Annotated in this window: 18 protein-coding genes; 8 read left to right on the forward strand and 10 right to left on the reverse strand. The window is 68.0% G+C overall.

The window, feature by feature from the left end:
• Positions 1-205: 205 nt before the first annotated feature.
• A complete protein-coding gene (locus tag DESTE_RS05850) occupies positions 206-1,552 on the forward strand; it encodes a glycosyltransferase family 4 protein (protein WP_245590747.1) in 1,347 nt (448 codons plus the stop codon).
• Positions 1,553-1,682: 130 nt separating this feature from the next.
• Here the strand turns inward: DESTE_RS05850 and DESTE_RS05855 are convergent, their stop codons facing one another.
• The 7 genes from DESTE_RS05855 to DESTE_RS05885 form a co-directional block, all read right to left on the reverse strand.
• On the reverse strand, positions 1,683-3,242 hold the full coding sequence (locus tag DESTE_RS05855; RefSeq protein ID WP_035065968.1) for a DHA2 family efflux MFS transporter permease subunit: 1,560 nt from the start codon (positions 3,240-3,242) through the stop codon (positions 1,683-1,685).
• Between the two features lie 18 nt (positions 3,243-3,260).
• Positions 3,261-4,586, reverse strand: coding sequence for an HlyD family secretion protein (locus tag DESTE_RS05860; protein ID WP_051384339.1), 1,326 nt, complete (start codon positions 4,584-4,586; stop codon positions 3,261-3,263).
• Positions 4,587-5,230: 644 nt separating this feature from the next.
• A complete protein-coding gene (locus DESTE_RS05865; RefSeq protein ID WP_245590903.1) occupies positions 5,231-6,142 on the reverse strand; it encodes a substrate-binding periplasmic protein in 912 nt (303 codons plus the stop codon).
• A gap of 420 nt (positions 6,143-6,562) precedes the next feature.
• Positions 6,563-9,526, reverse strand: a complete 2,964-nt coding sequence (locus DESTE_RS05870; RefSeq protein ID WP_035065971.1) for a cache domain-containing protein — start codon at positions 9,524-9,526, stop codon at positions 6,563-6,565.
• Between the two features lie 423 nt (positions 9,527-9,949).
• Positions 9,950-10,501, reverse strand: coding sequence for a tetratricopeptide repeat protein (locus tag DESTE_RS05875; RefSeq protein WP_084559371.1), 552 nt, complete (start codon positions 10,499-10,501; stop codon positions 9,950-9,952).
• A gap of 23 nt (positions 10,502-10,524) precedes the next feature.
• Entirely contained in the window at positions 10,525-11,049 is a 525-nt protein-coding gene (locus tag DESTE_RS05880; protein ID WP_245590748.1) for a C39 family peptidase, read from the reverse strand.
• Between the two features lie 252 nt (positions 11,050-11,301).
• Positions 11,302-11,700 carry a PA2779 family protein gene (locus tag DESTE_RS05885; RefSeq protein WP_198015330.1) on the reverse strand — a complete coding sequence of 133 codons (399 nt, stop codon included), beginning with the start codon at positions 11,698-11,700 and terminating at the stop codon, positions 11,302-11,304.
• Positions 11,701-12,260: 560 nt separating this feature from the next.
• On the opposite strand from DESTE_RS05885, the gene DESTE_RS17905 reads away from it, so the two are divergent.
• The gene (locus tag DESTE_RS17905; protein WP_051384582.1) at positions 12,261-14,066 is read left to right on the forward strand and encodes a hypothetical protein; all 1,806 of its coding nucleotides are present in this window, start codon (positions 12,261-12,263) and stop codon (positions 14,064-14,066) included.
• The gene (locus DESTE_RS05895; RefSeq protein ID WP_245590749.1) at positions 14,059-14,742 is read left to right on the forward strand and encodes a hypothetical protein; all 684 of its coding nucleotides are present in this window, start codon (positions 14,059-14,061) and stop codon (positions 14,740-14,742) included. The genes DESTE_RS17905 and DESTE_RS05895 overlap by 8 nt, the downstream gene beginning before the upstream one ends.
• A gap of 227 nt (positions 14,743-14,969) precedes the next feature.
• Here the strand turns inward: DESTE_RS05895 and DESTE_RS05900 are convergent, their stop codons facing one another.
• Together DESTE_RS05900 and DESTE_RS05905 are read right to left on the reverse strand one after the other, a co-directional pair.
• Positions 14,970-15,671, reverse strand: coding sequence for a DUF3298 and DUF4163 domain-containing protein (locus DESTE_RS05900; protein ID WP_245590750.1), 702 nt, complete (start codon positions 15,669-15,671; stop codon positions 14,970-14,972).
• 202 nt (positions 15,672-15,873) lie between these two features.
• Entirely contained in the window at positions 15,874-17,100 is a 1,227-nt protein-coding gene (locus tag DESTE_RS05905; RefSeq protein WP_051384341.1) for a sodium:calcium antiporter, read from the reverse strand.
• 358 nt (positions 17,101-17,458) lie between these two features.
• Between DESTE_RS05905 and DESTE_RS05910 the strand changes: the two genes are divergently transcribed.
• The 3 genes from DESTE_RS05910 to DESTE_RS05920 all read left to right on the forward strand — a co-directional run bounded on the left by DESTE_RS05910 (position 17,459) and on the right by DESTE_RS05920 (position 19,759).
• A complete protein-coding gene (locus DESTE_RS05910) occupies positions 17,459-17,767 on the forward strand; it encodes a TIGR03905 family TSCPD domain-containing protein (protein ID WP_035065980.1) in 309 nt (102 codons plus the stop codon).
• 271 nt (positions 17,768-18,038) lie between these two features.
• The gene (locus DESTE_RS05915) at positions 18,039-18,899 is read left to right on the forward strand and encodes a hypothetical protein (protein ID WP_051384342.1); all 861 of its coding nucleotides are present in this window, start codon (positions 18,039-18,041) and stop codon (positions 18,897-18,899) included.
• 65 nt (positions 18,900-18,964) lie between these two features.
• On the forward strand, positions 18,965-19,759 hold the full coding sequence (locus DESTE_RS05920) for a hypothetical protein (RefSeq protein ID WP_084559372.1): 795 nt from the start codon (positions 18,965-18,967) through the stop codon (positions 19,757-19,759).
• A gap of 216 nt (positions 19,760-19,975) precedes the next feature.
• Here DESTE_RS05920 and DESTE_RS05925 read toward each other — a convergent pair whose 3' ends face one another.
• Positions 19,976-20,392, reverse strand: coding sequence for a PaaI family thioesterase (locus tag DESTE_RS05925; RefSeq protein WP_035065983.1), 417 nt, complete (start codon positions 20,390-20,392; stop codon positions 19,976-19,978).
• A 167-nt stretch (positions 20,393-20,559) separates the two neighbouring features.
• Between DESTE_RS05925 and DESTE_RS05930 the strand changes: the two genes are divergently transcribed.
• Positions 20,560-21,006 (forward strand): alanyl-tRNA editing protein, encoded by a 447-nt coding sequence (locus tag DESTE_RS05930; RefSeq protein WP_035065986.1) that lies wholly within the window; start codon positions 20,560-20,562, stop codon positions 21,004-21,006.
• Between the two features lie 315 nt (positions 21,007-21,321).
• Positions 21,322-23,319: a molecular chaperone HtpG gene (htpG, locus tag DESTE_RS05935; protein ID WP_035065989.1), complete on the forward strand. Its 1,998-nt coding sequence runs from the start codon at positions 21,322-21,324 to the stop codon at positions 23,317-23,319.
• The last annotated feature ends 991 nt before the right edge of the window (positions 23,320-24,310 follow it).

A 24,310-nucleotide genomic window follows, 5' to 3' on the forward strand; every position in this document is an offset into this window, starting at 1 on the left:
CAGGCGAAACCGGCGAAACCGGCGGCACAGGCGGACCAAGCGGGCCGGAAGGGCAGCATGAAGCTGGCTGCGCCGGGCCATGGCGAGCGAACCCGCCCGTTCCATGCCAGCCTTGCACCGTGCGTAGCCGTTTGCTAGACCAAACGGGCGTTCGGGCGTTTCGCCCCACTTCCGCGCCCCGGCGCACACCCCCACCCCTCCAGCCATGCCAGACACGCCCACCGCGCCCACGCCCCACGACACCCGATCCGCAACCGCCCGGCAGGATGCCCCCCCGCATGGGGCTTCCCATCCCGCGCCCCCCCATCCCGAATCCGTCCCGCCAGAGGTCGCCCCGCCAGAGGTCGCCCTATTCATCCGCACCTACTCGCGTTACGGCGGCGTGGAACATTTCTGCTACCGCTTCCATGAATACCTGCGCGCCCACGGCGTGCCCGTGCGCGTGCTGTGCGGCGAAATGGCCCCCGACGTGCCCGGGGCCAAGGCCCCTGCCCTGCGCCAGCACGGCGACGGCCCGCAGGCCGATCCCGACGCCGCGCCGCTGGCCGTGGACATCCGGGTGCTGGGGCTGTGGCGTCCGGGCCGGTTCATGAAGAACCTGGGCCTGCACCTTGCCGCCACCCGCGCCCTGCGCGAACTGCCCCCGGCCACCATCAGCGTCAGCTTCGGCAACATGGCGGGCTGCCACATCCACCGCTCGGGCGGGCCGCACCGCGACTTCATGCACAACAGCCTGGCGGCCCAGCGCTCGCCGTGGCGGCGGTTCACCAAGGCGCTCTCGCGCCTGCTGAATCCCAACAACCTGCTGATGACCGTGCTGGACCGCAAGATCTACAACCACCCGGCCACCCGGCGCATCATCGCCATCTCGCAGAATGTCCGGACCGCCGTGGCGCGCCAGTTTCCCCGTTCCCCGGCCACGGTGGTGGTCATCCCCAACGGGGTGGACACCCGGCGCTTCAACGTCCGGCGCTTCACCGACCTGCGCGGCGAATCCCGGCGGATCGTGGGCCTGCGCGAAAAGCACCGGGCCATCGGGTTCTGTTCCAGCAACTTCGAGCTCAAGGGGCTGGACCGGCTCATCGCCGCGCTGGGTCACCTGCCCGAAGAATACGTGCTGGTGGTGGCCGGTGGGCGGCGCAGCCGCAAGTACGCCGACTATGCCAAGGCGCTGGGCGTGGAGAAACGGGTGGTGTTCCTCGGCAAGGTCAAGGCCGCAGACATGCCGCGCTTCTACGCCGGGCTGGACGTGCTCTGCCACCCCTCGTTCTACGACACCTTCGGCAACGTGGTGGCAGAGGCGCAGGCCATGGGCGTGCCCACGGTGACCACCCGCGCCACGGGCGCCTGCGACCTCATCGACGACGGCCGCACGGGCCGGGTGCTGGACCAGCCGGAACCATGGGCGCTGGCCAACGCCATCTTCGACCTGCGCGAGGTGGAGGCCGGTACCGATTTCGGCTGCGTGGAGGACGACGAGCAGGTCTTTGCCCGGTACCTGGACGTCATCGAAGCCGTGCGCGCCGAACTGACCGCCAACACCACGGGCTGATACCGAACACGTATCCACGTTCGGTACGCCACACGTCATGCATGCAGAATGGCCGCCGCTCTCGGAGAGCGGCGGCCATTCCTTCATCGATATCCGGCAACACCGGCGGGCAGAGAACACCGCCTGTCGCCTATTCCACGAAACCCTCATGCTTGCCGCGCGGCGGCCTGCGCATGAACCATACGCAGAAGAACAGCAGCAGGAAGATCATCCCCTGCGAAAAGAAGGCGTCGTTGAAGGCCAGGGCGGATGCCTCGCGCTGAAGCAACTGGTAGATCATCACGCGGGTGCGTTCCGCAAGGTCGGCCACATCCCCAAGCTGCATGGCCAGCCCGTTGCGGATCTGCTCGAAGCTCAGCTGGTAGGCGGGCGAAAGGGGCGTCATGTCCTCGGCCAGCACGCTGTGGTGGTACTGGGTGCGCCGGGCCAGCAGCGTGGTGACGAAGGCCACCCCGAACGAGCCACCCAGGTTGCGCAGCAGGTTGTACAGGGGCGATGCGGTGTTCATGGCCTCACGCGGCACATAGGCGAAGGTGACCACCGACAGCGACACGAAGAAGAACGGCATGGCGATGCCTTGCAGCACCCGGGCGAAGGCCGCCGTACCGAAGTCGATGTACAGGTTGAACCCGGCCATGATGTGCAGCGAATACGCGCACACCAGCATGCCGAAGGCCAGCATCCAGCGGGCGTCGATGCGCTCGGTCAGCTTGCCCGCCACGGGCATGAACACCAGGGCCAGCATGCCCCCCGGCCCCAGCACCAGCCCGGCAAGGTAGGCGGTGTAGCCCATCAGCCCCTGCAGGAACAGCGGCAGCAGCACTATGGACCCGAAAAAGGCAAAAAACCCGAAGAACATCACCCCGTTGCCGATGGCAAAGCTGCGGTTCTTCAGGATACGGAAGTCCAGTACCGGCCGTGGGTGGCGCAGTTCCCAGAATACCAGCCCGACAAGCGACACCGCCGAAACCACGGCCAGGGTGGTGATGAACGGCGAGCTGAACCAGTCGTCCTGCTGGCCCTTGTCCAGCACGATCTGCAACGCGCCGATGCCCGTGGTCAGCAGGGCCAGGCCCAGGTAGTCCACCACCTCGCCGCGCTGGCGGCGCTCCATGTACGGCGGGTCGAACAGGAAGGCCCCGGCCAGGTACAGCGCCAGCAGCCCCACCGGCAGGTTGATGTAGAATATCCATCGCCAGGTGAAGTTGTCCGTCAGGTAGCCGCCCATCAGCGGTCCCAGGATGGGCCCCAGCACCACCCCCACGCCGAAGATGCCCATGGCCATGCCGCGCTGGTGGGGCGGAAAGGTTTCCATCAGGATGGCCTGCGACATGGGTTGCAGCCCGCCGCCGCCAAGCCCCTGAAAAATGCGGAACAGGATGATCTGGGCCAGGGTGGTGGCCGCCCCGCACAACAGCGAACTGGCGGTGAACACGGCAATGGACAGCATCAGGAAGCGCTTGCGCCCCATGAGCCGCGCCAGCCACCCGCTCATGGGAATGACGATGGCGTTGGCCACCAGGTACGAGGTGAGCACCCAGGTCACCTCTTCCTCGCCCGCGGCCAGACTGCCCTGAATATGCTTCAGGGCCACGTTGGCCACGCTGGTGTCCAGGATTTCGATAAGCGTGGGCACCATCACCGCCAGGGTGATGAGCCAGCGATTGACCGATTCGGGTTCTCTCGACATGCGGCCCTGCCGTTCCGGCTACTGCTTGCGGGCCGACGGCGCCGACACGGGGGCCGTGGCATTGGCCGGTCCCGACGCCGGGGCCGTGCCGTTGGCGGCGGGCTTCGCCGCCTGTCCCGCATCCGCGCCGCCGACGCTCCCGGTTCCGTCCGACTTTCCGGCAGGCCCGGCGACGCCATCCGGCCCGGAGGCGCGCTGGGGCACCTCGGAAACGCCCCGGTCGGTAAAGATCACCGGCACCGCGCTCATGCCCACGCGCAGGGGCGGCATGGTGGCGGGATCATAGTCGGTCAGGCGCAGCCGTACGGGAATGCGCTGCACCACCTTGACGAAATTGCCCGAGGCATTCTGGGGCGGAAACAGCGAAAAGGCCGCGCCGGTGCCCGCCATGATCGATTCCACCTGGCCCTTCAGCACCAGGTTGGGATAGGTGTCCACCCGGATTTCGCAGGGCTGGCCGGGCTTCACGTCGGTAAGTTCGGTTTCCTTGTAGTTGGCCGTCACCCACAGGTGGTCGGGCGACATGGGCACCACGGCCATGACCGGCTGCCCGCGCGTGACCATGCGGCCCGGCTCCACGTTCTTCTTGGTCACGTAGCCGTCCACGGGGGCGCGCACGGTGGTCCATTCCAGATTCAGCTCGGCCTGGCGTACCTTGGCCTGCTGGGCCTCCACCTGGCGGGCGCGGATTTCCGCCACCACCTGCCCGGTACCGGCCAGGTCCACCTCGGCGCGCACGCGGCGCATTTCGGCTTCCGCCGCCGCGCGGGCCTTGCTGGAGGCTTCCAGCTTGGAGCGGGACGACTCCAGCCGGGCCTTGGCGGCTTCGTCGGCGGTACGGGCGCGGTCCACCGCCTCGCGCGAGACGGCCCCCTGCCCCACCAGGGCCTCCAGACGGCGGCGGTCCAGGGTGGCCTGGGCCTGCTCGGTGGACAGGCGTTCCATTTCGTAACGGGCGGCGTCCTCTTCGTCGCGGGCCTGGGCGGCGCGGCGTTTGGTGGCCTCTTCGACGGCCTGGGCACCGGTTACCCGGTGCACGGTCTGCGAAAGCTCCAGCGGCACGCCGCGTTGCAACGCGGCAAGCTGGGCGCGCGCCTCGGCCACGGCCACCTGGTACTCGGTGGGGTCCAGCCGGGCCAGCACGTCGCCTTCCTTGACGAACTGGTTATCCTCCACGGGCACGTCGACCACATAGCCCGCCACGCGCGGCGAAACCATAAAGATGCGCCCGTCGACCTGGGCGTCGTCGGTTTCCACCTTGCCGAGGCCATGCCAGTACCAGATGCCCGCCGCCAGAACCATGACGCCAAGCAGTATGCCGAGGATGCGCTTTTTGCTGTTCATGCCGTATCGCCGTGTGGGCACGCGCGGACGCGTGGTGTGCGTGTGGAAAAACCGGCCATGGCGCACGCGCGGAACAGCCGGGATTCGGCCGTTGCACGTACCGGAGCATGCCGGACCGCCGGGGTTCTGTTCGCTCAAGGAACGGAGCCCCCGGAGGTGGCGTCGGAATTGCCGCTTTCGGGACCGGCAATGCATAGCGCATGCCGTGCCGGGGACGCAACCGGGCAATGCCGGTCATGGCGGCGCCCACCCGCAGGGGTGAGGGTGATCGCCTGCGTGAGGCCGCATTCTGCCAGATATGACCCGGCCTGACTTGGCCTACCGGGCCTGACCGGGCATAATTGGGCCTGACCGGGCATAATCGGGCCTACCGGGCCTGACCTGGCCTACCGGGCCTGACCTGGCCTACCGGGCCTGACCCGACCTACCGGGCCTGACCGGACATAATAGGGCATGATCGGGCCTGACCCGGCATGTCCCTGCATGACCTGGCGGCGACCAGACCCGCGCCCGGCGTCCCTCCCCGGCGTGGCGGGGTGAACCCGGCGACCGTGTCAGATCAATGTTTCGATGATCGTTTCCGGCGGACGTAACCACAGCGCGCGCAACCACGGGGTCTTCCCAGCGCGGCGCACCCTGCGTTCCTAGCGGCCCTTGCCGTTCCGCACGTCGGGATAGGTGGATTGCAGGCCGTAGCGGGCAAGGCACCGTTGCAGTTCACCCTCCCGGTGCAGCGCGAGCAACGCGGCCTCGAAGGCTTGCACCACTTCCGGCGCGGTCTGGCGCGAAAAGGCCACGGTATAGTCCACCCGGTTGTGCCAGCCCGCATAGCGCAGGTTGGCGATGCGCAACAGGGCTATGGTGGCAAGGCCATTCTCGCGGTTGGAGAACACCGCGTCGATGCGGCCCTGCGCCAGTTTGAGGAACCCGGCATCGATTTCCGGCGCCACATCCACCGTCATGGGCACCTGCCGCGCCAGCTGTTCCAGGATGTCCGCCGTCAGCGAAGGACCGTACACGCCTACCCGGTACCCCGACACGTCGCGGGGGGTGACGTAGCGCAGGGGATTTTCCATGCGCACGAAAAAACCGTATTCGGCGCGCAGCAACGGCGGGCAGAAATGCAGCCACTGCTGGCGCTCCGGCACGAGCCCGATGGTGAAGATGCCGTCCGCCGTGCCGTTGCGCACCTCTTGCAGGGCGCGCGCCCAGGGCAGCAGGCGGAAGGTGCAGCCCACGCCCATGCGCTCGCAGGCCATGGCGATGATCTCGGCCACGGGCCCGGCCACGCGTTCCGTGCCCTCGTCGCGTTCCAGATAGTTGAACGGCGGATACTGCTGGGTGACGAAGGCCAGCCCGGAGGCAGAGGGGCGCGCCGCCTGCCCTGCCCATACGGAGTCCTGCCGGGCAGTGGCCGCCGGAAGCGGGTCTGCGGGAATCGGAGTCGTCTGGGCGGCCACCGCCGCCATCGGCAGCGACAGGAACAGGCTGGCGACCAGGCAGGCCGCCATGCGCGCCAGACCACGCGCGGCACGCCGGGCAACCTCCCGGGGCACGCGCAAGGCCACACGCCGCCCCGCCTGCCCCGCCTGCCCCGCCTGCCCCGCGCAACCATGCGTCCTGCCAGGGGGCTCGGCTTCGGCAGCCGCCGTCCGCCAGTTCTGCCAATTCCGCCAATTCCGCCAATTCCGCCAGTCTGGGCAGTTTCGGCAGTCAGGCGCGGGCCACGGCCACGCCATGCGGTACCCATCACGCTGCACGCTCCGCTCCTTTTCCCTGCCCCCGGTTTCTGCCAGTTTTGACCGGTCCCGGCCTCGGCGGGCCTCGACCGCCTCAGCTGGCCTGACCTTGCCTGACCTGGCCTACTTGGCACAAGCCTGCCTTCGCCAGCAGCGCCTCTGCCAATCCAGCCACCCAAGCCATCATCAAGACCACCCGCCCCCGCAGCACGGTCTTTCGACGCCCTTCCGTTCGCCCTATGCCGTTTCTACCGGCAGATGCACGATGAACTCCGCCCCCTGACCGGGTTCACTGTCCACCTCGATGCGCCCGCCGTGCTTGTTCACCACCAGATTGCGGGCGATGGCCAGCCCCTGGCCGGTGCCCCGCCCCACCTCCTTGGTGGTGAAGAAGGGGTCGAAGATGCGCGGCAGCACCTCTGGCGCGATGCCCGTGCCGTCGTCGCGCACGCGCACCACCACCTCGCCGTCCGCGAACCGGGTGGTGACGGTAATGTGTCCCCGCGCCCGCTCCGCCGTCTCCGTGCCCACGCCCGCATCCGCGCCCTTTGCGGTGTCGCGGGCCGTGTCGCGGCTTCCGGGTTGCACGTCGGCTCGTGCGGCGCCCTCGGCCCGCAACCGGTCGTCAACGGCATGGGCGGCATTGACCAGAAGATTCATGAACACCTGGTTCAGGTCGCCCGCGTGGCCCATCACGTGGGGCAGGTCGGGCGCAAGGTCCAGGCGCACCTCGGCCACGTACTTCCATTCGTTGCGGCACACGGTGACCGTGTTGGCCAGCCCGGCGTTGACGTCCACCGGCACCTTGCCCCCGGCGTCGGGGTGCGAGAATTCGCGCAGGGCCCGCACGATGCCGGAAACCCTTTCCACCCCGTCCTGCACCTGGCGCACGGCCACGGGCAGTTCGGCCAGCACGAAATCCACGTCGGTTTCCTCGCGCAGGCGCGCCGCCCCGGCCAGCAATCCCCCGCCGCCACCGGAGGCCGCGTCCCCCACCCCGCCGCAGGCCTCCACGGCCTGGCGCAGCAGCGCGTCGTACCCGGCGATGGCCGCAGCCAGCGCGCTGGCCGCCGTTCCCAGAAAACGCGCGTTGTCGCCCACGAACTGGATGGGGGTATTGATCTCGTGCGCGATGCCCGAGGCCAACTGCCCGATGGATTCCAGCTTCTGGGCCTGCAGCAGCTGGGCCTGCAGCAACAGCCGCTCGCTGATGTCCTCGATGGTGCACACGAAATGGGTCACCGTGCCCGCGCCGTCCCGCAAGGGGGCCAGGCGGCATTCCGCCTCGAACGACGCGCCGTCGCCCCGCCGCAGCCGGGCTCGCCCGCTCCACGCCCTGCCCTGGGCGCGGGCCGCCAGCAGCGCGGCAAACCCGGCGTCCCCGTTGCCGCCTGCGCTGCCGCCAGTCGTCTCCACGGCGCCGATATCCGCCAGGCGGCGGTCCACCGCATCGGTGCGCGGCCAGCCGGTAATGGCCGCGAAGGCCGGGTTGGCGTAGCGGATGGAGCCTTCGGCATCCAGAATCAGCAGGGCTCCGGAAAAATTCTCCACAGCCTGTTCCAGCAGGCGTCGCGCCTCCTCGGCCCGGCGGCGCGCCGTAAGGTCGGTGAGCACGCCGATGATGCCGCCCTCGCCCGCCGTGCCCCCGGCGAACACGGTCTTGACCACGCTGAAATGGCGCACCGCCCCATCGGCGCAACGCAGGGTCTGCTCGCCAAAGCGCGTGCCGCCCATGTTGCGCAGTTCGTCGTCGTCACGCAGCACGGCATCGGCCACGTCCGCCGGATACACGTCGGGAAAGTCGCCCGGCGGACGACCGCGCACGTCCTCGCGCGCGCTGCCCAGTACCACCCGCGCGAAGCTGTCGTTGCAGTCCACGAAGCGGCCCGTGAAGTCGCGGTAATAGATGGGGTTGGGAATGGCATTCATCAACGCCTGCAGGAAGGCCAGACGGCTGCGGGCTTCTTCTTCCGTGGCGGCGCGGCGTTCCAGTTCACCCAGATAGTCGGCGTTGAGGCGGGTCAGTTCCGCCGTGCGCGCCTCCACCAGTTGCCCCATGCGCAGGCTATGCCCTTCCAGATTACCCATCAGTCTGTTGAAATAGTTGGCAAGATCACCGATTTCATCGTGGGTTTCCGGCACCACGCGCACCGAAAGGTCGCCCCCCGCGCCCACGCGCACGCGTTCGGTCAGCCGCCGCAACGGCCCGGTGATGCCCGCGCTGGCATACAGGCTGGCCAACGCCACCACCCCGATGGCCGCCAGCAGCCACAGCAGGGCCAGACGGCGCATGTGATCGAGCGGGGCGTAAATCTCGTCGGTATAGCCGGATGCGGCCACGATCCAGTCGTAGTCCGCAAGATAGGCGTAGACCACGACCTTCTCGCGGTAGCGGTCTTCGCCGGGGTTGCGCCAGGAATAGACGATGCGGCCCGACCGTTTTTGCAGCATCTCGCGCACGAAGCGGCGGCCCGTGTCGTCGCGCGCGTCGGCGATGTCGCCGGGCTTCATGACCGGGTGCACCAGCAGTTCGCCCGCCCCGGTCATGATGTAGGCATAGCCGGTTTCGCCCACCCGGTGCGAGAGCACCGCGTCGCGCAGCATGGCGACATCCAGCAGGTTGCGGAATTCTTCGCGGTAGGCCGATGCGGAGATGATCCAGTCCCACGGCTGGAACCAGGTCATGTGCAGCGCCTTGGGCCGGGCATGCGTTTCGCCGGGGTTGCGCCATTCATACTGCAGAAAGCCTTCATGCAGGCGCGACTGGTCCCGTACGAACTCGAACTCCGAAAGGTCGCGCCCCAGCAGGGAGGCCACCGGGTGCACCGCCAGCGTGGCGTTGGAGGTGAGGCAGTAGATGTAGCCCGACCGGCCTATGGTCATGCGCAGCAGGATGGCGGCGGCATTGGTCTTGGCCTGCGCCTCGGTGATGGCGCCGGAGCGGTACCGCTCGTATTCCAGGGCCACCACGTCGCGGGCCTTTTCCGAGGCGGCTCGCAGGTAGTTGCGCACCGCAAGGTCCGCGCCCACGCGCACTGTGCCCAGAATGGACTGGGTGGCCGCGTGCAGCCGTTCCTCCACGGCCTGTTCCACGACATTGCGGGCATGGATGTATGCACCGGCGCCGCCGCACAGCAACAGCACGAGGAACACCAGCATGTAGCTGGCCAGCAGCTTGCCCCGAATGCCCAGACCCGTCATGCAGCCTCCGCAGAGTATCCGATGACGTATCTTGCCAGATGAAACGCGCGCGGAAAAGCCCGCCCCGCCAACCTTGCGAAAAAAACGGCGACGTCGACCGAAACGTGGCGGCAAGATGCCACGGGGGTGACGGGGCAATGGGACGGAGTGCCTACGGGACGGGGATACGGCAAGGCAGAAAAGACGGAGCGGGCAGCAGCCGATGGCAACGGGCGGCAACGGGCGGCAACGGGCCGCCCGAGCCGCGCGGGGGCAGAGGGAACAGGAGAGACAGGCAGACGTGGGGGGCAAGAGGGGCAGGCCGACACGCCGCAGCCGCCAACGCCGTGGCCCGTCGCGGCAATGGGGCTGCGGCGGGCCGTCGTTCGCGTCAACTGTACAGGGAATCCGGGGACACAGGGGCGCAGGGAACTCGAAAGGACGCTACTTGTTCCGTGCGGCCTTCACCTGGTTCAGGGTGTCCTCGAAGCTCTGGCGGTGTGCGTCGTCGGCAAGGCGCACGGCCTCTTCGGCCAGCCGCTCTGCTTCCTCCAGCTTTTCGCCGCGCGTCAGCAGCAGCCAGGCCAGATTGTTGCGCGCCGGGGCGGATTCCGCCTCGGGCAGGGTGCGGATGGCCTTGCGGTAATGGCCTTCCGCTTCCTCCATCTCGCCCTTCTGGAACAGCAGGTTGGCCAGGAACAGATGGGCCTGGGGCACGTCGTCGCGCACGGCCTCGGCGTATTCGCGCCGGGCCAGATCCAGCTCTCCCTTCTGCTCGTAGGCGCGGCCCAGTTCCAGATGTTCCTGGCCGGACAACGGATCCTGATAGATGCCGATGCGCGGCAGGGCGCACCCGGTCAGCAACAGGGCCAGCAACAGGGCCAGCAACAGGCACGGCAACATGGCGCGCGCCATGCCGGTGGCCAGGGCGGACCGAAAGTCGGCGGAAACGGGAGCGGAAGCGGGGATAACGGCAAGGGGCGTGGTGTCCGGCATGGAACCTCCCGTGACGGTTCGGGCTACGGGGCGGGCGCGGGGGCCGGTTCCTGCCGCCGGATTTCCAGCGTCCAGCGGTCGGTGCGGTCCCAGGTGCGCAGGAAAGAAGCCCACGACAGCCGTTGCAGGGGGGTGCGGTCGGAATTCACGATGACCGCGTCGGGCGCGTAGCCCACCACAACCATGAAATGATAGGTGCTTACCAGTCCGTAGCCGTGGTCCACCATGACAATGCGCGGCTGGCCGGAATCCACGGCGGCCATCAGGTCGGCCACGGAACCGTCGTACCAGCGGCTGGCAAGCCCCAGGGTGCGCGGGTACAGGGCAAGGTCCAGAGAAAGCGTCCCGTGCATGCCCGGGCGAAAGATGGCTTCGGCAATGCCGTCCGGCGCGGCCTGGGGGCCGGAAAGCCCCAGATGGCGCAACACCCCGGCCAGCGAGGCGGGGCCGCACTGGTACTGTTCCTGCGCAAAAAACGGCACGCCGGGGATGACCCGCTCGGCAGCGGGGCGGGTGGGGTCCGGCGCGAGGGTGCCGGGGCCGCGCACGCACCCCGTGCAGGCCAGGGCGACGCAAAGCAGCAGCCCCCCCAGCGACCGCGAAAGCCGCGACCAGGTCGGGGACCGGGTCAGGGACCAGGTCAGGGACCGGCCCAAGGACCGGGCGGCACCACGAGGCACGCGGGCCGGGCGACCGGCGCGGAGTAATGGCGAAATGTTCATGGGCATGACGAAATGGCGCCCTCGCCATCCGGGCAGGCGGGGGCCTGTCCGGATGGCGGGGCCAAAGCGGGCGTGTGGCTACTGGACAACCACGCGGCGGTCGGCAAAGTGCAGGATCAGCACCACCAGCAGGATCACGACAAGGATGGCGATGACGAAGCCAAAGCCGTCGCCGCCCTGGGTCAGGTTGTCGATCTTCTTGGCCAGGTCGTGCAGTTCGGCGTCGGACAGCATGGACAGGCGCTGTTCCACTTCGGCCGAAGAGTAGCCAAGAGCCTGCAGGCGCTCGGAAACCATCTTGTTTTCCAGGGCCTTCTGCACGGTGCCGACGTCGCTGGAGCGCTGTTCCCCGGCCATGATGCCGGCATTGGGAACGAAGGCGGCTTCCACGCGGGGCACGAAGCTGAGCAGGCCCATGACGGCCACCATGACCATGGCGATGTGACGCAGGGCGCGCCAGTTCAGAAGCATGTACATGTGTTCCTCCTTCTTGTGGGTCGCCGTCGCCGCCCGGAACCGCACCGTTCCGGGTCCGGCTTGTGCGGCGCGCACACGGCATTCGTGAAATTTTCTAGACTTGCCTAGCAGACTTGCATGGCGATTACAAGACACTCCGCCGCGCCGATGTGGCGGCAGCCATTCCCTGACGTACACGGGCACGGCGCGCACGCGAAACGGACGCGCCACGGGCATGACGCGGGCGCCGTGCGTCTGCGCACACACCGTCATATCCGCGCCGGGTGGCAACCTGCCATCGTCCCTCCGCATCGGCCACGGCGATCATTTCATACTCCTCCCCACCGCCCCGACACAACGACCGGCATGAACGGACGTCATGGCCGCACCCCCTCCGGATGCCCGCGCCACCCTGCTGCGGCCCCCGCGCGGCCATCGTCGCCCGTTTCCCCCCGTGTAGGGTGTGCGCCGCGAACCGCGTTGTTCGCAGCCACACCTGCACCGGAGGATGTTCCAACATGTCCGTTCCCGTCATGCCTGCCCCGCCCATGGTCACCCCCATGGTTCCCCGCACGGCAACCATGCCGCCCCCCACGCGGCGCGACGCCGCCGCGCTGTACGCCGACCTTGCCGCCGACGCCGCCCGGTGCGGCCCCGCCGCCCTGGCCGCAATGCAGGCGGAACTGGGCCGCCGCGACCTGTTCTATCTGCTCACCCGGCTCATGGGCCGGTCCGACATGGACCGCGACTGGCTGTTCGAGCGCTGCCGCGAAGTGCAGGCCGCGCCCGACGGTCACCTGGACCTGTGGGCTCGCGAACACTACAAATCCACCATCATCACCTTTGGCCAGACCGTGCGCGACATCCTGAACGACCCGGAAATCACGGTGGGCATCTTTTCCCACTCGCGCCCCGTGGCCAAGGATTTCCTGGGCCAGATCAAGCACGAGTTCGAGCACAACGACCTGCTCAAGCGCCTGTACCCCGACGTGCTGTGGGCCGCGCCCCGGCGGCAGGCCCCGGTATGGTCGCTGGACAAGGGCATCGTGGTGCGTCGCCGGGGCAACCCCAAGGAGGCAACCGTAGAGGCGTGGGGACTGGTGGACGGACAACCCACGGGCAAGCACTTTCGCCTGCTGGTCTACGACGACGTGGTGACCCGCGAATCGGTGACCACCCCGGAAATGATCGCCAAGGTCACGGAGTGCTGGGCGCTGTCACTTAATCTGGGGGCCAGCGGGGGAGCCTGCGAGATCATCGACACTGTCCCCGACAGTGTCCCTGGCAGTGTCATCGACGGCGCCACAGACCGGAACAGGGGCAGCGAAACGGACGGGGAAACCGGCGCGCAGAACGACGATACCGCCCGCGTGGGCGACAAAGGCCTGCCCGGCGACGCCCTCGCCCCTGCCAGCGCAGGCAACACCCCGTCCGCCAGCGGCGCAGGCCGCCGCCGCTATATCGGCACCCGCTACCACTTCAACGACACCTGGCGCATCATCCTCGAACGGGGGGCGGCAACACCGCGCATCCACCCCGCCACGGCCACCGGCGCGCCCGACGGCCCCCCGGTGCTGCTTTCTCCGGCGGCGCTGGCCGAAAAGCGCCGCCAGATGGGGCCGTACGTGTTCGGCTGCCAGATGCTGCTGAACCCCGCCGCCGACACGGCGCAAGGCTTTCGCGCCGAATGGCTGCGCCGCTATGCATCCGGCGCAGGAAACCAGACCGGCCACGCGGACCGCGCATCTCCCCTGGCCCGCTGGGGCCACTGCAACCGCTACCTGCTGGTGGACCCGGCGGGCGAACGCAAGAAGGGCAGCGACTACACGGTGATGCTGGTGGTGGGGCTGGCCCCGGACGGCAACCGCTACCTGCTGGACGGGGTGCGTGACCGGCTGAACCTTACGGGCCGGGCCGCCGCGCTGTTCCGCCTGCACCGCACGTGGAGGCCGTTGGTCACGGGCTACGAAAAGTACGGCATGCAGGCCGACATCGAGCATGTGCGCACCGAGCAGGAACGCCGCAACTACCGCTTCGACATCACCCCCCTGGGCGGCCCCATGCCCAAGAAGGACCGCATCCGCAGGCTGGTGCCGGAATTCGAGCAGGGCCGCATGCTGCTGCCGCACCGCCTGCCGTTCATGGACGCCGAGGGCAAGCGGCGCGACCTGGCGCGGGAATTCGTGGACGAGGAGTACCTGGCCTTTCCCGTGTCCCGGCACGACGACATGCTGGACTGCCTGGCCCGCATCCTGGACCCGGACCTGGGCGCGGAATTCCCGGACCCGGATTCCGGCGGGTTCGGCCACGCGGGGCACGGCGCAGGCTTCTGCGGCCATGGAAGCGCGGACGACACCGGAAACATGGAGTATCCACTGTATGGATAGCGCCACATCGTCCCTTCCGGCGTCGCAGGTCACACGAATTGCCCGGACCGCGCATCCTTCTCGCTCCGCCGCCGCCAGCCCTGTGGCATCGCCATTGCCCCCGCTGGTGCTGCGCTCGCGCCACCCGTCCCACCCGGCCCCGGTCACCGACGAGGAACTGGATCGGCTGTGGGACATCCTGCACGAAGAAGGGCTGGCATCGGTGGTGTTCCACGACGGCGGCGTGCGCTGCGCCGCGGACCTGCGCGGGCTGCTGGCCCCGCACCGGGCATGGTGCTACCTGGTGCAGGCGGCGCACACCCCGCTGGCCCTGTGCTGGGTGGACGGCTTTTGCGGCCGAGCGGCGCGCATCCACTTTTGCGTGCTGCGGTCCGGGCTGCACCGCGCCGAAGAAATCGGGCATCTGGTGGTGCGGTTTCTGCTGCATGCGCAGGCCCCCGCGCCGGTCCCCGCTCCGGACGGACGCCCCGCACCGCACCTGCTGGATACCCTGGTGGGACTGACCCCCACGCCTTACCGCCACGCCCTTGCCTTCGTCACCCGGCTGGGATTCCGCCGCGCGGCGGTGATTCCCGGTGGGGCGGTGCTGGCCCGCCCGGCGGGCACCCGCATATGCGACGCGGTGCTCACCCTGTGCACCCGATCCGACCTGCCAGACTGCCACGGGCGTGCCTGACGGCTACCGGCTAAGCCCACTGGCCTGCCTGCCAGACTGCCGCTGACCTGCCAGACCGGCGCTGACCTGCCAGACCGGCGCTGACCTGACCGACCGGCGCTGACCTGACCGACCGGCGCAACCCGGCTGCCCCCGGACTCTCCGGCCAACGCAACCGTGCACGATACATGAAAAGGGCCGGAACGCGCACTGCGTTCCGGCCCTTCGGCATCCCTTCTTCGTTCCGACTAGCGGGAAACGCCCCACAACTCCAGCCTTGGCCCGGCGTCGATCAGCACCCCCAGCGGCACGTCCACCATTTGCGGCCCGGCCGACCATGGCGCCACCTGGTACGGCGGAAAATGCACCCGCACCCCTTCCGGCGTCAGCGCGAGGCTGGCGTAGTTGTCCACGTCCGGGCTGGTGCCGCTGCGCAGCATGTCCTCGGCCCGGTCGTCGCCCAGGGATTCCGCCAGCGCGTCGTAACAGTACGAGGCCAGCAGGGCCAGCGCGCCCTCGGCGTCCGCAAAGATGTCCTCCGGTGTCAGCCGCGCGCCCGAGTCCATGTCGTAGCTCAGGGTGATGACGTCCAGATTGCCGTGCGCGCCGCCGGTGTAGGTCCAGATGCTGAAGGTGACCGTGGCCGCCCGGGCCGAGGCGCGGGTTACCTCGTAGGTCACCTTCAGTTCATTGACGAAATGGTGGGCGTTGGCGTCCGCCATGCCGTTCACCGGCTCGGCCCCGGTTTCGGGTTCGGCCAGCCCCTGCCGGAATGCGGCCACGACATGCGCGGCCCAGCGGGCCAGATCGTCGTCCACGGCGGCCTGCCCCATTCGCGGGTAGCGCACGTCGATGTCGAAATCGTCCTCGCGCAGGGTGATGGAAGACTCGTCGTCACGCCCCGCGCCGGGCTCGGCGGCTCGCACGGAATCCGGCAGCCACAGGGGCATGAGGCTCGCGCACAAGGCGGCAAGCCCCATCAGCAAGCCCGCCAACATCCGGCGACGTTGGACACGCAGGCCCGATTCCGCAAAAAACCGTTTACGGTCGTTCATGGCTCGTCTCTAGCACGAGCGGCCCGCCGCGCCAAGGGCGCGACGGGCCGCGAAGGATCAGGTCATGTCGTCCAGCGCGCCGCTGGCGGCGCGCTGGCTACACGCGAAAGCCGTAGCGCAGGTCCAGCAGGGTGCGCGGGCGCAGCAGCAGCATGCCGCCTGCCAGCACCACGTACACCAGGCTGAACCAGATGTGCAGCCGGTCGGGAATGTGCGGCAAGCCCATGGCCTGTTCCACCGGCACCTGGATGAACGGCGAGATGAACTGCACCAGGAACAGGCCGAACAGCACCAGCGCCCCGCGCATGCCGATGCGCATGCGCAGCAGCAGGCAGATGGCGAAGAGCGACTGTGCCGCCGTCAGCAGTATTTCGTGCATCTGGTGAGAATCCATGGGAATGGGCGGGTGCATGGAGCCGGACGAGGCCGCGTACACGCCGGGAATCATGCCCACCAGCAGGGTCCACTGGTTCAGCTTGGACGAAATCAGGCTGCCCAGCGCGATGCTGGCATGCCCGCGCATGGCGAACATCAGCGACACGATGAACTCGGGCGCCTCGGAGGCGATGGGCGCAAGCCACTGCACCAGCAGGAATTCGTTGATGCCCAGCACCTTGCCGGAGGCCACCAGGCTTTCGCTGAACAGTTCCGCATCGGCCAGGATGACCACGGCGGCAAACAGGAACAGCGACAGGGTGGCCATGCGGCGCTTGCCGGTGGGCAGTCCGGCCAGCACCTCCGCCGGGCCTTCGGCCTCGAACTCGGTGCAGGGCCTGCGCGAAACCAGCCAGATGTACCATACATACAGGGACACCAGCGCCACGCCGTCGTACCACGCCAGCGAACCCTTGATGGGAATGACGAAGGCATACGCCGTGGCCATGGCCAGGAACACCAGGTCGGTGCGGCGTTCGCTTTCCACCACCACCGCACTGCGGAAGCGCATCCAGCACACCAGCACGATGGCGCTCCAGCCCACGCCGATGAGCAGGCGGTTGGCCCCGGTCATGTTGGCGATGGCGTAGTGGGCATAGTCGCTTTCGGGGTGCTGCCCGGCCATCCAGGTAAAGTACATGTCCACGGCGTACTCGGGCAGCACGGCGATAAGCGCCACCACCGCCAGGGCCAGCGTCTGGGGAATGTCCAGCTGCGCCACCTCGCAGGCCCACATCAGCATGAACGACGCGGCCAGAATGGCCCCACCGGTCAGCCCGGCCATGACCAGGGGACTGATTTCGGGGTGCAGGGCGCGCATGGCAAGGCCCGGCAGCGTGGCCAGCACGGCCAGCAGGAAAGGGTACCAGTCGCGAAACGCGTGTCTCACAGCCAACCTCTCGATACTGTTTGAGAATTCAACATATCGCCAGAGGCCAAAAAGAAAAGGCGAGACCTCCGGCATTCCTGCCGTGAAGGTCTCGCCAATTGGTCCGGTTTGCGGGTCCGTCCCAACGGCAACGCCAGGCGCGTGCGCCATGCTGTTGACGTTGCCCTTGCTGGCTACTCCCCTTGCTGAGTGAGTAGATAGTCCGCCCCTGCGGGCGCGTCAAGCCGGGGACGCCGTTCCTGTCGCCCCCTTTACAGTGCGGCGCGCCGGGCCTATCTCTGACGCCGACCCCGTTCAGACCGTCAGGCCACACCAGCAATCCGGCGTCCGGACCACCGGCGCGCCACGGAGTATCGCCATGCATGTTCATGTTCCCAGCGGTGTTTGCAGCAAGCAGATCCAGTTCGACGTGCGCGACGGCGTGCTGCGCGACGTGCGCTTTGCCGGGGGTTGCCCCGGCAACCTCGAAGCGCTTGGCCGCCTGCTCGACGGCATGCCGGTGCAGGACGCCATCGACAAGCTGACGGGCATCACCTGCGGCAGCAAGCCGACCTCCTGTCCCGATCAACTGGCCAAGGCCTTGTCCGACCTGCAGGAAGGCCGCCCCCTTGCCGCACCGGCCCAGGCCGTGGGCTTCGGCCTGAAGTCGCTGAACCCCTTCGGCTAGACGCACCCGGCACCACAGTCCACCCGGCGCGCCCCGAGCGCCCCACCGTTCGCCAGTCCCCTGTCCGGACGCCTGCGGACCGACGGGTGGCCGAAGCATGGGCAACCTGCTCGGCATCTCTCCGCAGCCCCGCGTGTCCGCCCCATGGCGGCTCATGCGGGGCGTGCCGTTTGCCCCCCCGCCCGGCCCCGCAAATGTCCGTTGACAGCCGCACGGGGCGGTCATAAGACGCGGGTGCAACCGCTCCATGCGGTCATATCCGGAGGATTCCATGCCCGTCCGCACCACGGCGCGCCCCGCCATCTGCATAGCCATTGCGCGCCGCTTCCGCGCCCTGCCACCGGCGTCGGTTGCTCCGGGCGCAACGGGGCTGCTCTGCCTGCTGACCCTGTCGCTGGCAATGCTGCTGTCCGCCTGCGCGCCGCGCATCACCGACGACGGCGCCCAGCCCTACGCCAGCCCCCAGCCGGAGCGCATCTACCCCGGCCCCGTGCCGGTGCAGGTGCTGGACCGCTTTCTGCTGGCGTCCTTCGCCCAGCGCCACCCCGACGCCGCCCAGCGCGCGGGGCTGGTGGTGCTGCCCGATGGCCGGGCCGAACCTTCCGGCGACATCCTGCCGCAGGACTACCAGCCGGAATCGTGCGGACTTGAACTGGCCCTGCGCCTGAACCTGCGCGCGTTCCCCTCGCTGCTGCTGGGTTTTACCGACGATTCGCGGCGCACCTTCGCCTCGCCCAAACAGTGGACCGTCAGCGCACTGGACCGTACCTCGCTCAACGTCCATTCGACCGACCTCGTGAACACGCTGGTGGTCTTCGCCACCATGGACTGGAACGGCAACGGCGTACGCGACTGGCTGGTGCTGCTCACCCAGAAGACCCCGCACGACGAGGGCTTCTATCTGGGCTACTGGCTGGTGGTGGAAGACCCCGCGCCCAAGGGGCTGTTGCAGGCCCGGCTGCTGTCGCTGGACGAATACCGGGGCATCGGCCAGCCGGTGGTCCGTACCGGCGAAGAGGCACGCGTCTTCCTCGACAAGCTGCTGCGCGAACAGATTCTGCCCGCCTCGCAGGAGGCGGCGCGCAAGGCCGCCGACGAAGCCACCATCAGGGCCATCCTGAAAAAGCCGTAGCCGTCCCCATCCCCCGTGGCGCGCCGCGCCGGACACCCCAAAACGCCCGCCGGGCACCACTTGCCATGCATCGTACCCGCACCCGTACCGCCCAGCGTTCCGCCGCTCCGCGCGGCCTTGCCGTCCTTGTTCCGCTGCTGCTGTTGCTGGCCCTGGCCTCCGGCTGCGCCCTGCAACCGGTGGAGGTGGTGCGCCCCGACATGTTCCGCAACTACGCCGTCTACCTGCGCGACGAGATGGTGCGCCGCAACCTTCTGGATGCCGAGGGCAACTACATGGAGGCGGCCATCCGCGACAACCGCGAATACCGCCCCGCCTCGTACGGCGAAGAACTGTACCGCCGCCTGTCCATGCGCTTTCGCTCGGCAGAGGCGCGCAACGGCCTTGCGGGCGAGACATTCGCGGATTCCGCGGCCCCGGACGACAACGTGCGCATCGGCAAGGTGGGCTTTGCCCTGGGCCAGGGCATGGACGTGATTTCCGTATCGCTCACCGCCATCACCGACTGGAACGGCGACGGCGTGAACGACTGGCTGGTGACCTGCACGGTTACCCCGCTGTTCGGGTCCGGCCCGCGCGAATACTATCTGGTGGTGGAAAACGTGGCCCCCACGGGCGTGCTGAAGCCCACCCTGCTGGCCATCCGCGACTGCGCCAACGGCGAATGCACCCTGGTGGTGGGCAAGGCGCGCAGCAAGGTGCTGGGCTTCGACCCGGACCGCAGCACCGACAAGGCGCCCTCCAACTTCGTGGAATCGCAGCCGGGCCAGCAGATCGTGGTGCCGCCGCACACCCCGGCCCCGGCAGGCGCGCCCGGCGCGGGCGGCCCCCGCGTGCAGGAGCATTCACTGTCGAACTAGGGAGCTGTCCCGAGCTCCCCGGCTGCCCCGCCAAAGCGTCTCCTGCGCAAAAAGCAGCCCAAGGAGTGGCTTCCGCAAGCGCACGACAGGATTTTCGTTCTCCGGCAAGGAAGATGAGCCTTTTTGCGAAGGGAACGTACTCTTATCGTACGTGACCGGAGCAAAAGGCGAAATCTGACGACGCCGGAGGGCGAAAGGACGGAGTGCGCAACTGACTCAGCCCTGCCGGATATTGTACACCCCCCGCCCCTCGGCCACATACCGGTCCGGCCTGTCGGCGGACCAGATGACCACCTGCGCGTTGCCCACCCTGTTGCCCAGCAGCTTCACGGTGGCCTCGGCATACAGGTCGCTGGCGGACGCGGGCCGCAGGTAGTCGATGACCAGGTCGATGGTGGCGATGCGGTCGTCGATACGGCATTTGGTCCACACCGCAAATCCGGCGCACACATCGGCCAACGACGATATCACCCCGCCGTGCAGGGCTGGCCGCCGCGTATCGCCCACCAGTTCCTCGCGATACGGAATGAACAGTTTCACCCGCCCCGCCTCCATCTCTGCCACCCGGATGCCCAGCAGCTTCTGAAACGGCAATCCATTTTCCACCAGATCGGCCAGCGCCTTGAAATCCATGCGGCATCTCCTGTATCTTCGCCCGGCGCGATGGCCGGACCATGTTTCCATACGTCAGAAAAAGCGGGCACTGCCGCCCTCGCAGGCATTCCGCACAGGTACCCCATGCCCGGCACAAGCGCCACCCGCGTGAACGCCCGGCAACCGCAACACCCACGGAGCCCATCATGAGCAAGGACGAAGCCCCCCGCATGCACACCGCCGAACACGTCCTGAACGGCGTGATGGTGGCCCGTTACGGCTGCGGGCGCTGCTTCAGCGCCCACATCAACCCCAAGAAATCCAAGTGCGACTATCGCTTCGGCCACCAGCTCGACGACGCGGAAGCCCGCGCCATTGAAGCCGAGGTGAACCGCGTGCTGTCCGGCAACCTTCCGGTCACCGCCGTGGACATGGACCGCACCGAAGCTGCCAGCCGCTTCGATCTCGGCCGCCTGCCGGACGACGCGGGTGACACCCTGCGCATCGTGCAGGTGGGCGATTTCGACGCCTGTCCGTGCAGCGGCACCCATGTGACCAATACGGCAGAGGTGGGCGCCTTCCGGATCATCTCGCACGACTTCGAGAACGGCGTGCTGCGCGTGCGCTTCAAGCTGGACGCCCTGACAGCGTAGTCTCTCTTCGGCAATGGGAGACAGGCGGGCCGTCGCCGTGCCACTCCGCTCCCATCCCCCCACATCAGTCCCGACCGTTCACGGGCCGTTCGCGCACAGCGGGCGGACCGTGTATCGTAGGGGCCCGGCAGTGCGCGTTTGCACTTCCCTGCCCCATCCGCCTTGACACGCGCCGCTCCGGCACTATCTGCTCAGGGAATTTTCCTGTCGCAACGACACGGAACAATTGTACAACATTCGGGCATGCCCGGCCTTCAAAGGCCTGCCGGGCGCACCCTTGCCGTTCACCAGACCACGCTTTCACAGGAGGAAACGATGACCGCCGCCGCGCACGAGACCCATGAATTCCGCACCGAAGTGCAGAAACTGCTGCATATCATCACCCACTCGCTGTACACCAACCGCGAGATTTTCCTGCGAGAACTGGTCTCCAATGCATCCGACGCCCTGGACAAGCTGCGCTTCTTCCAGAGCCGGGGCGATGCCGTTACCGCGCCCGACCTGCCGCTGGACATCACCATCACCGTGGACAAGGACGCGCGCATCCTGCGCATTGTCGATACGGGGGTGGGCATGACCCGCCAGGAACTCATCGACAACCTGGGCACCATCGCCCGGTCCGGCTCGGAACGGTTCATGGCGGAACACGGGATGGGGCAGGGCCTTAACGGCAGCGCCAAAGCCGACGCCGCCACAGGCGATGCCGACGGAGAGACCGCGCCCTCATCTTCCGCAGCCCCCACGGACGCCGCATCCATCATTGGCCGCTTTGGCGTGGGCTTCTATTCGGTGTTCATGGTGGCGGACACGGTAAAGGTCACCTCGCGCTCGTGCCAGCCCGGCGCGTCCGCCCACATCTGGGAATCGGACGGTTCCGGCTCGTTCAGCGTGACCGAGGTGGAAGCGGCCAACGATGCCGACGCCCCCACGCGCGGTACGGTCATAGAGGCGCACATCAAGGAAGATGCGGCGGAATTTCTGGAACGCCACCGGCTGGAAGCCATCGTGCGCACCCACTCCAACTTCCTGCCCTTCCCCATCATGGTCGAGGGCGAACGGGTAAACACCACCCCGGCCCTGTGGCGCGAACCCAAGTTCTCGGTCACCGCGCAGCAGTACGAGGACTTCTACAAGTACCTCACCTTCGACAGCGGCGCTCCGCTGGAAACCATCCATGTGTCCGTGGACGCGCCGGTGCAGTTCACCGCGCTCATGTTCGTACCGCCGCACGGACAGGAGCTGTTCGGCATGGGCCGCGACCGCTGGGGGCTCGACCTGTACGTGCGCCGGGTGCTCATCCAGCGCGAGAACAAGGACCTGCTGCCGGAATACCTCAGCTTCGTGAAGGGCGTGGTGGACACGGAAGACCTGCCCCTGAACATCTCGCGCGAGACGCTGCAGGAGAACGTGGTCATCCGCAAGATCGGCCAGACGGTGACCAAGCAGGTGCTCGGCCATCTGGAAAAGCTGGCCGCGTCCGACGCGGACAAGTACGCGGAATTCTGGCGCAGCCACGGCAAGGTGTTCAAGCTGGGCCACACCGACTGGACCAACCGCGAAAAGTTCGCGGGCCTGCTGCGCTGCAACTCCTCGCACCATGACGACGCCAAGGGCCTGTCCTCGCTGGACGACTACATCGGGCGCGCGCGTGAAGGCCAGAAGGACATCTGGTACATCTCCGCGCCCAACCGCGAAGCCGCCCGGCTGAACCCGCACCTGGAAATCTTCCGCAAGAAGGGGCTGGAGGTGCTGTTCCTGTACGAGCCCATCGACGAATTCGTCATGGACGCGCTGGGCAGCTACAAGGACTTTGCCCTGAAGGCCGTGGAACACGCCGACGCCGCCACCCTGGACGCCTTCCCCACCGTGGAGGAACGCAAGGAGGCGGAACCGCTGGCCGAATCGGACGCCACCGCGTTCGACGCGCTGCTGGCCCGCATGAAGGACCTGCTGGGCGACAAGGTGACCGAGGTGCGCGTGTCGCACCGCCTGTCCGACAGCCCGGCCTGCCTGGTCAGCCCCGACGGCGCGGTGACCTCGTCCATGGAAAAACTGCTCAAGGTCATGCAGCGCGACGAATCCATCCCCAAAAAGGTGCTGGAAGTGAACCGCGACCACCCCATCCTGCGCAACCTGCTGCGCATCCACAAGGCAGACCCGGCAGACCCCATGGTGGAAAGCGCCACCCTGCAACTGTTCGAGGCCAGCCTGCTGCTGGAAGGCTACCTGGCCGACCCGCACGCGCTGGTGGGCCGCCTGTACGGCCTGCTGGAACAGGCAGGCGGCTGGTACACGGAAGTCAAGAAGCTGTAGGCAACGCGCGGCACCGTGCCGCACTGCTGCATGCGCATGTTCCGGGCGGACGGGCGAAAGCCTGTCCGCCCGTTGCGTTGTCGGCGTGCCCGTTCACCCAACAGCCCGCGGCTCCCACTTTTTTACAACTTTCCACCACTCCGGCGTGCAGCATTTGACAATATTCGCATAGCAGCACCCCTTTCCCGCTTTGACATCACCCCTGAAAATGTGAACGGTGCTCCCGTGGGCGGCACCCCGGACTTCAGGACGAACACACCGCGCCGCCCGCTCCGTACGCCCGCATCGCCGGGCGTACGTGGCGCAAGGGGCCGCAACCCGGCAGCCCCGCGCCAGCCACCGCGCCGGATCAGTGGGGAATCGCGCGCGGTCGCCGGACAAGGGTCACCATGCCCGTGTCCGGGACCTGTTTCACTGTGCAGCGTCAGGTATGACGGTAAGGGATCGAGGTGCGGTCATGACCCTCAAACGGCAATTGCTTCTGGGGTTTCTTTCGGTATTGGCGGCCAGCGGTTTCGGCATCGCGGCCACCCTGTGGTGGGTGGGCGCGGGCGGCATGCACGAGGTGGGACGCACCAGCGCCGCCGCCCTGCAGGAACGGGCCCAGGATCAGCTGGCCACCTTGCGCGGCGTGAAGTCGGCCCAGGTGGCCGACCTGATGGAACTGGTGGCCGACCAGCTTGCCGTGTACGCGGGTGACCGCACGGCCATCGACGCCAGCCTGGCCTTTGCCTACGACGTGGACCTGGTGCGCCACGAATCCGAGACACCCCCGGATGCGCTGGCCGCCCTGCGCCCGGCCCTGGCCGAGGCCATGGCCGGCCCCGCCTTTCTGGGCTGGAACGCCTTTGCCCGCCACGCCGCCGCCGCGCCCGGCTACGCCCCCCGCGCCGCAGCCGACTACGTGCCCACCGATCCCAACGCCCAACTGCTGTGGGAACATTACATCCGCCGCAATCCGGCGGCCCCCGGCGAACGACAGAAGCTGGAC

The sequence above is a fragment of the Nitratidesulfovibrio termitidis HI1 genome, assembly GCF_000504305.1.
Taxonomy (GTDB): domain Bacteria; phylum Desulfobacterota; class Desulfovibrionia; order Desulfovibrionales; family Desulfovibrionaceae; genus Cupidesulfovibrio; species Cupidesulfovibrio termitidis.

Coding starts and splice junctions, on each gene's coding strand:
- DESTE_RS05850 (WP_245590747.1), top strand. CDS start 206: ATGCCAGACACGCCCACCGCGCCCACGCCCCACGACACCCGATCCGCA.
- DESTE_RS05855 (WP_035065968.1), bottom strand. CDS start 3,242: ATGTCGAGAGAACCCGAATCGGTCAATCGCTGGCTCATCACCCTGGCG.
- DESTE_RS05860 (WP_051384339.1), bottom strand. CDS start 4,586: ATGAACAGCAAAAAGCGCATCCTCGGCATACTGCTTGGCGTCATGGTT.
- DESTE_RS05870 (WP_035065971.1), bottom strand. CDS start 9,526: ATGACGGGTCTGGGCATTCGGGGCAAGCTGCTGGCCAGCTACATGCTG.
- DESTE_RS05875 (WP_084559371.1), bottom strand. CDS start 10,501: ATGCCGGACACCACGCCCCTTGCCGTTATCCCCGCTTCCGCTCCCGTT.
- DESTE_RS05885 (WP_198015330.1), bottom strand. CDS start 11,700: ATGTACATGCTTCTGAACTGGCGCGCCCTGCGTCACATCGCCATGGTC.
- DESTE_RS17905 (WP_051384582.1), top strand. CDS start 12,261: ATGCCGCCCCCCACGCGGCGCGACGCCGCCGCGCTGTACGCCGACCTT.
- DESTE_RS05895 (WP_245590749.1), top strand. CDS start 14,059: ATGGATAGCGCCACATCGTCCCTTCCGGCGTCGCAGGTCACACGAATT.
- DESTE_RS05900 (WP_245590750.1), bottom strand. CDS start 15,671: ATGCCCCTGTGGCTGCCGGATTCCGTGCGAGCCGCCGAGCCCGGCGCG.
- DESTE_RS05910 (WP_035065980.1), top strand. CDS start 17,459: ATGCATGTTCATGTTCCCAGCGGTGTTTGCAGCAAGCAGATCCAGTTC.
- DESTE_RS05915 (WP_051384342.1), top strand. CDS start 18,039: ATGCCCGTCCGCACCACGGCGCGCCCCGCCATCTGCATAGCCATTGCG.
- DESTE_RS05920 (WP_084559372.1), top strand. CDS start 18,965: ATGCATCGTACCCGCACCCGTACCGCCCAGCGTTCCGCCGCTCCGCGC.
- DESTE_RS05925 (WP_035065983.1), bottom strand. CDS start 20,392: ATGGATTTCAAGGCGCTGGCCGATCTGGTGGAAAATGGATTGCCGTTT.
- DESTE_RS05930 (WP_035065986.1), top strand. CDS start 20,560: ATGAGCAAGGACGAAGCCCCCCGCATGCACACCGCCGAACACGTCCTG.
- htpG (WP_035065989.1), top strand. CDS start 21,322: ATGACCGCCGCCGCGCACGAGACCCATGAATTCCGCACCGAAGTGCAG.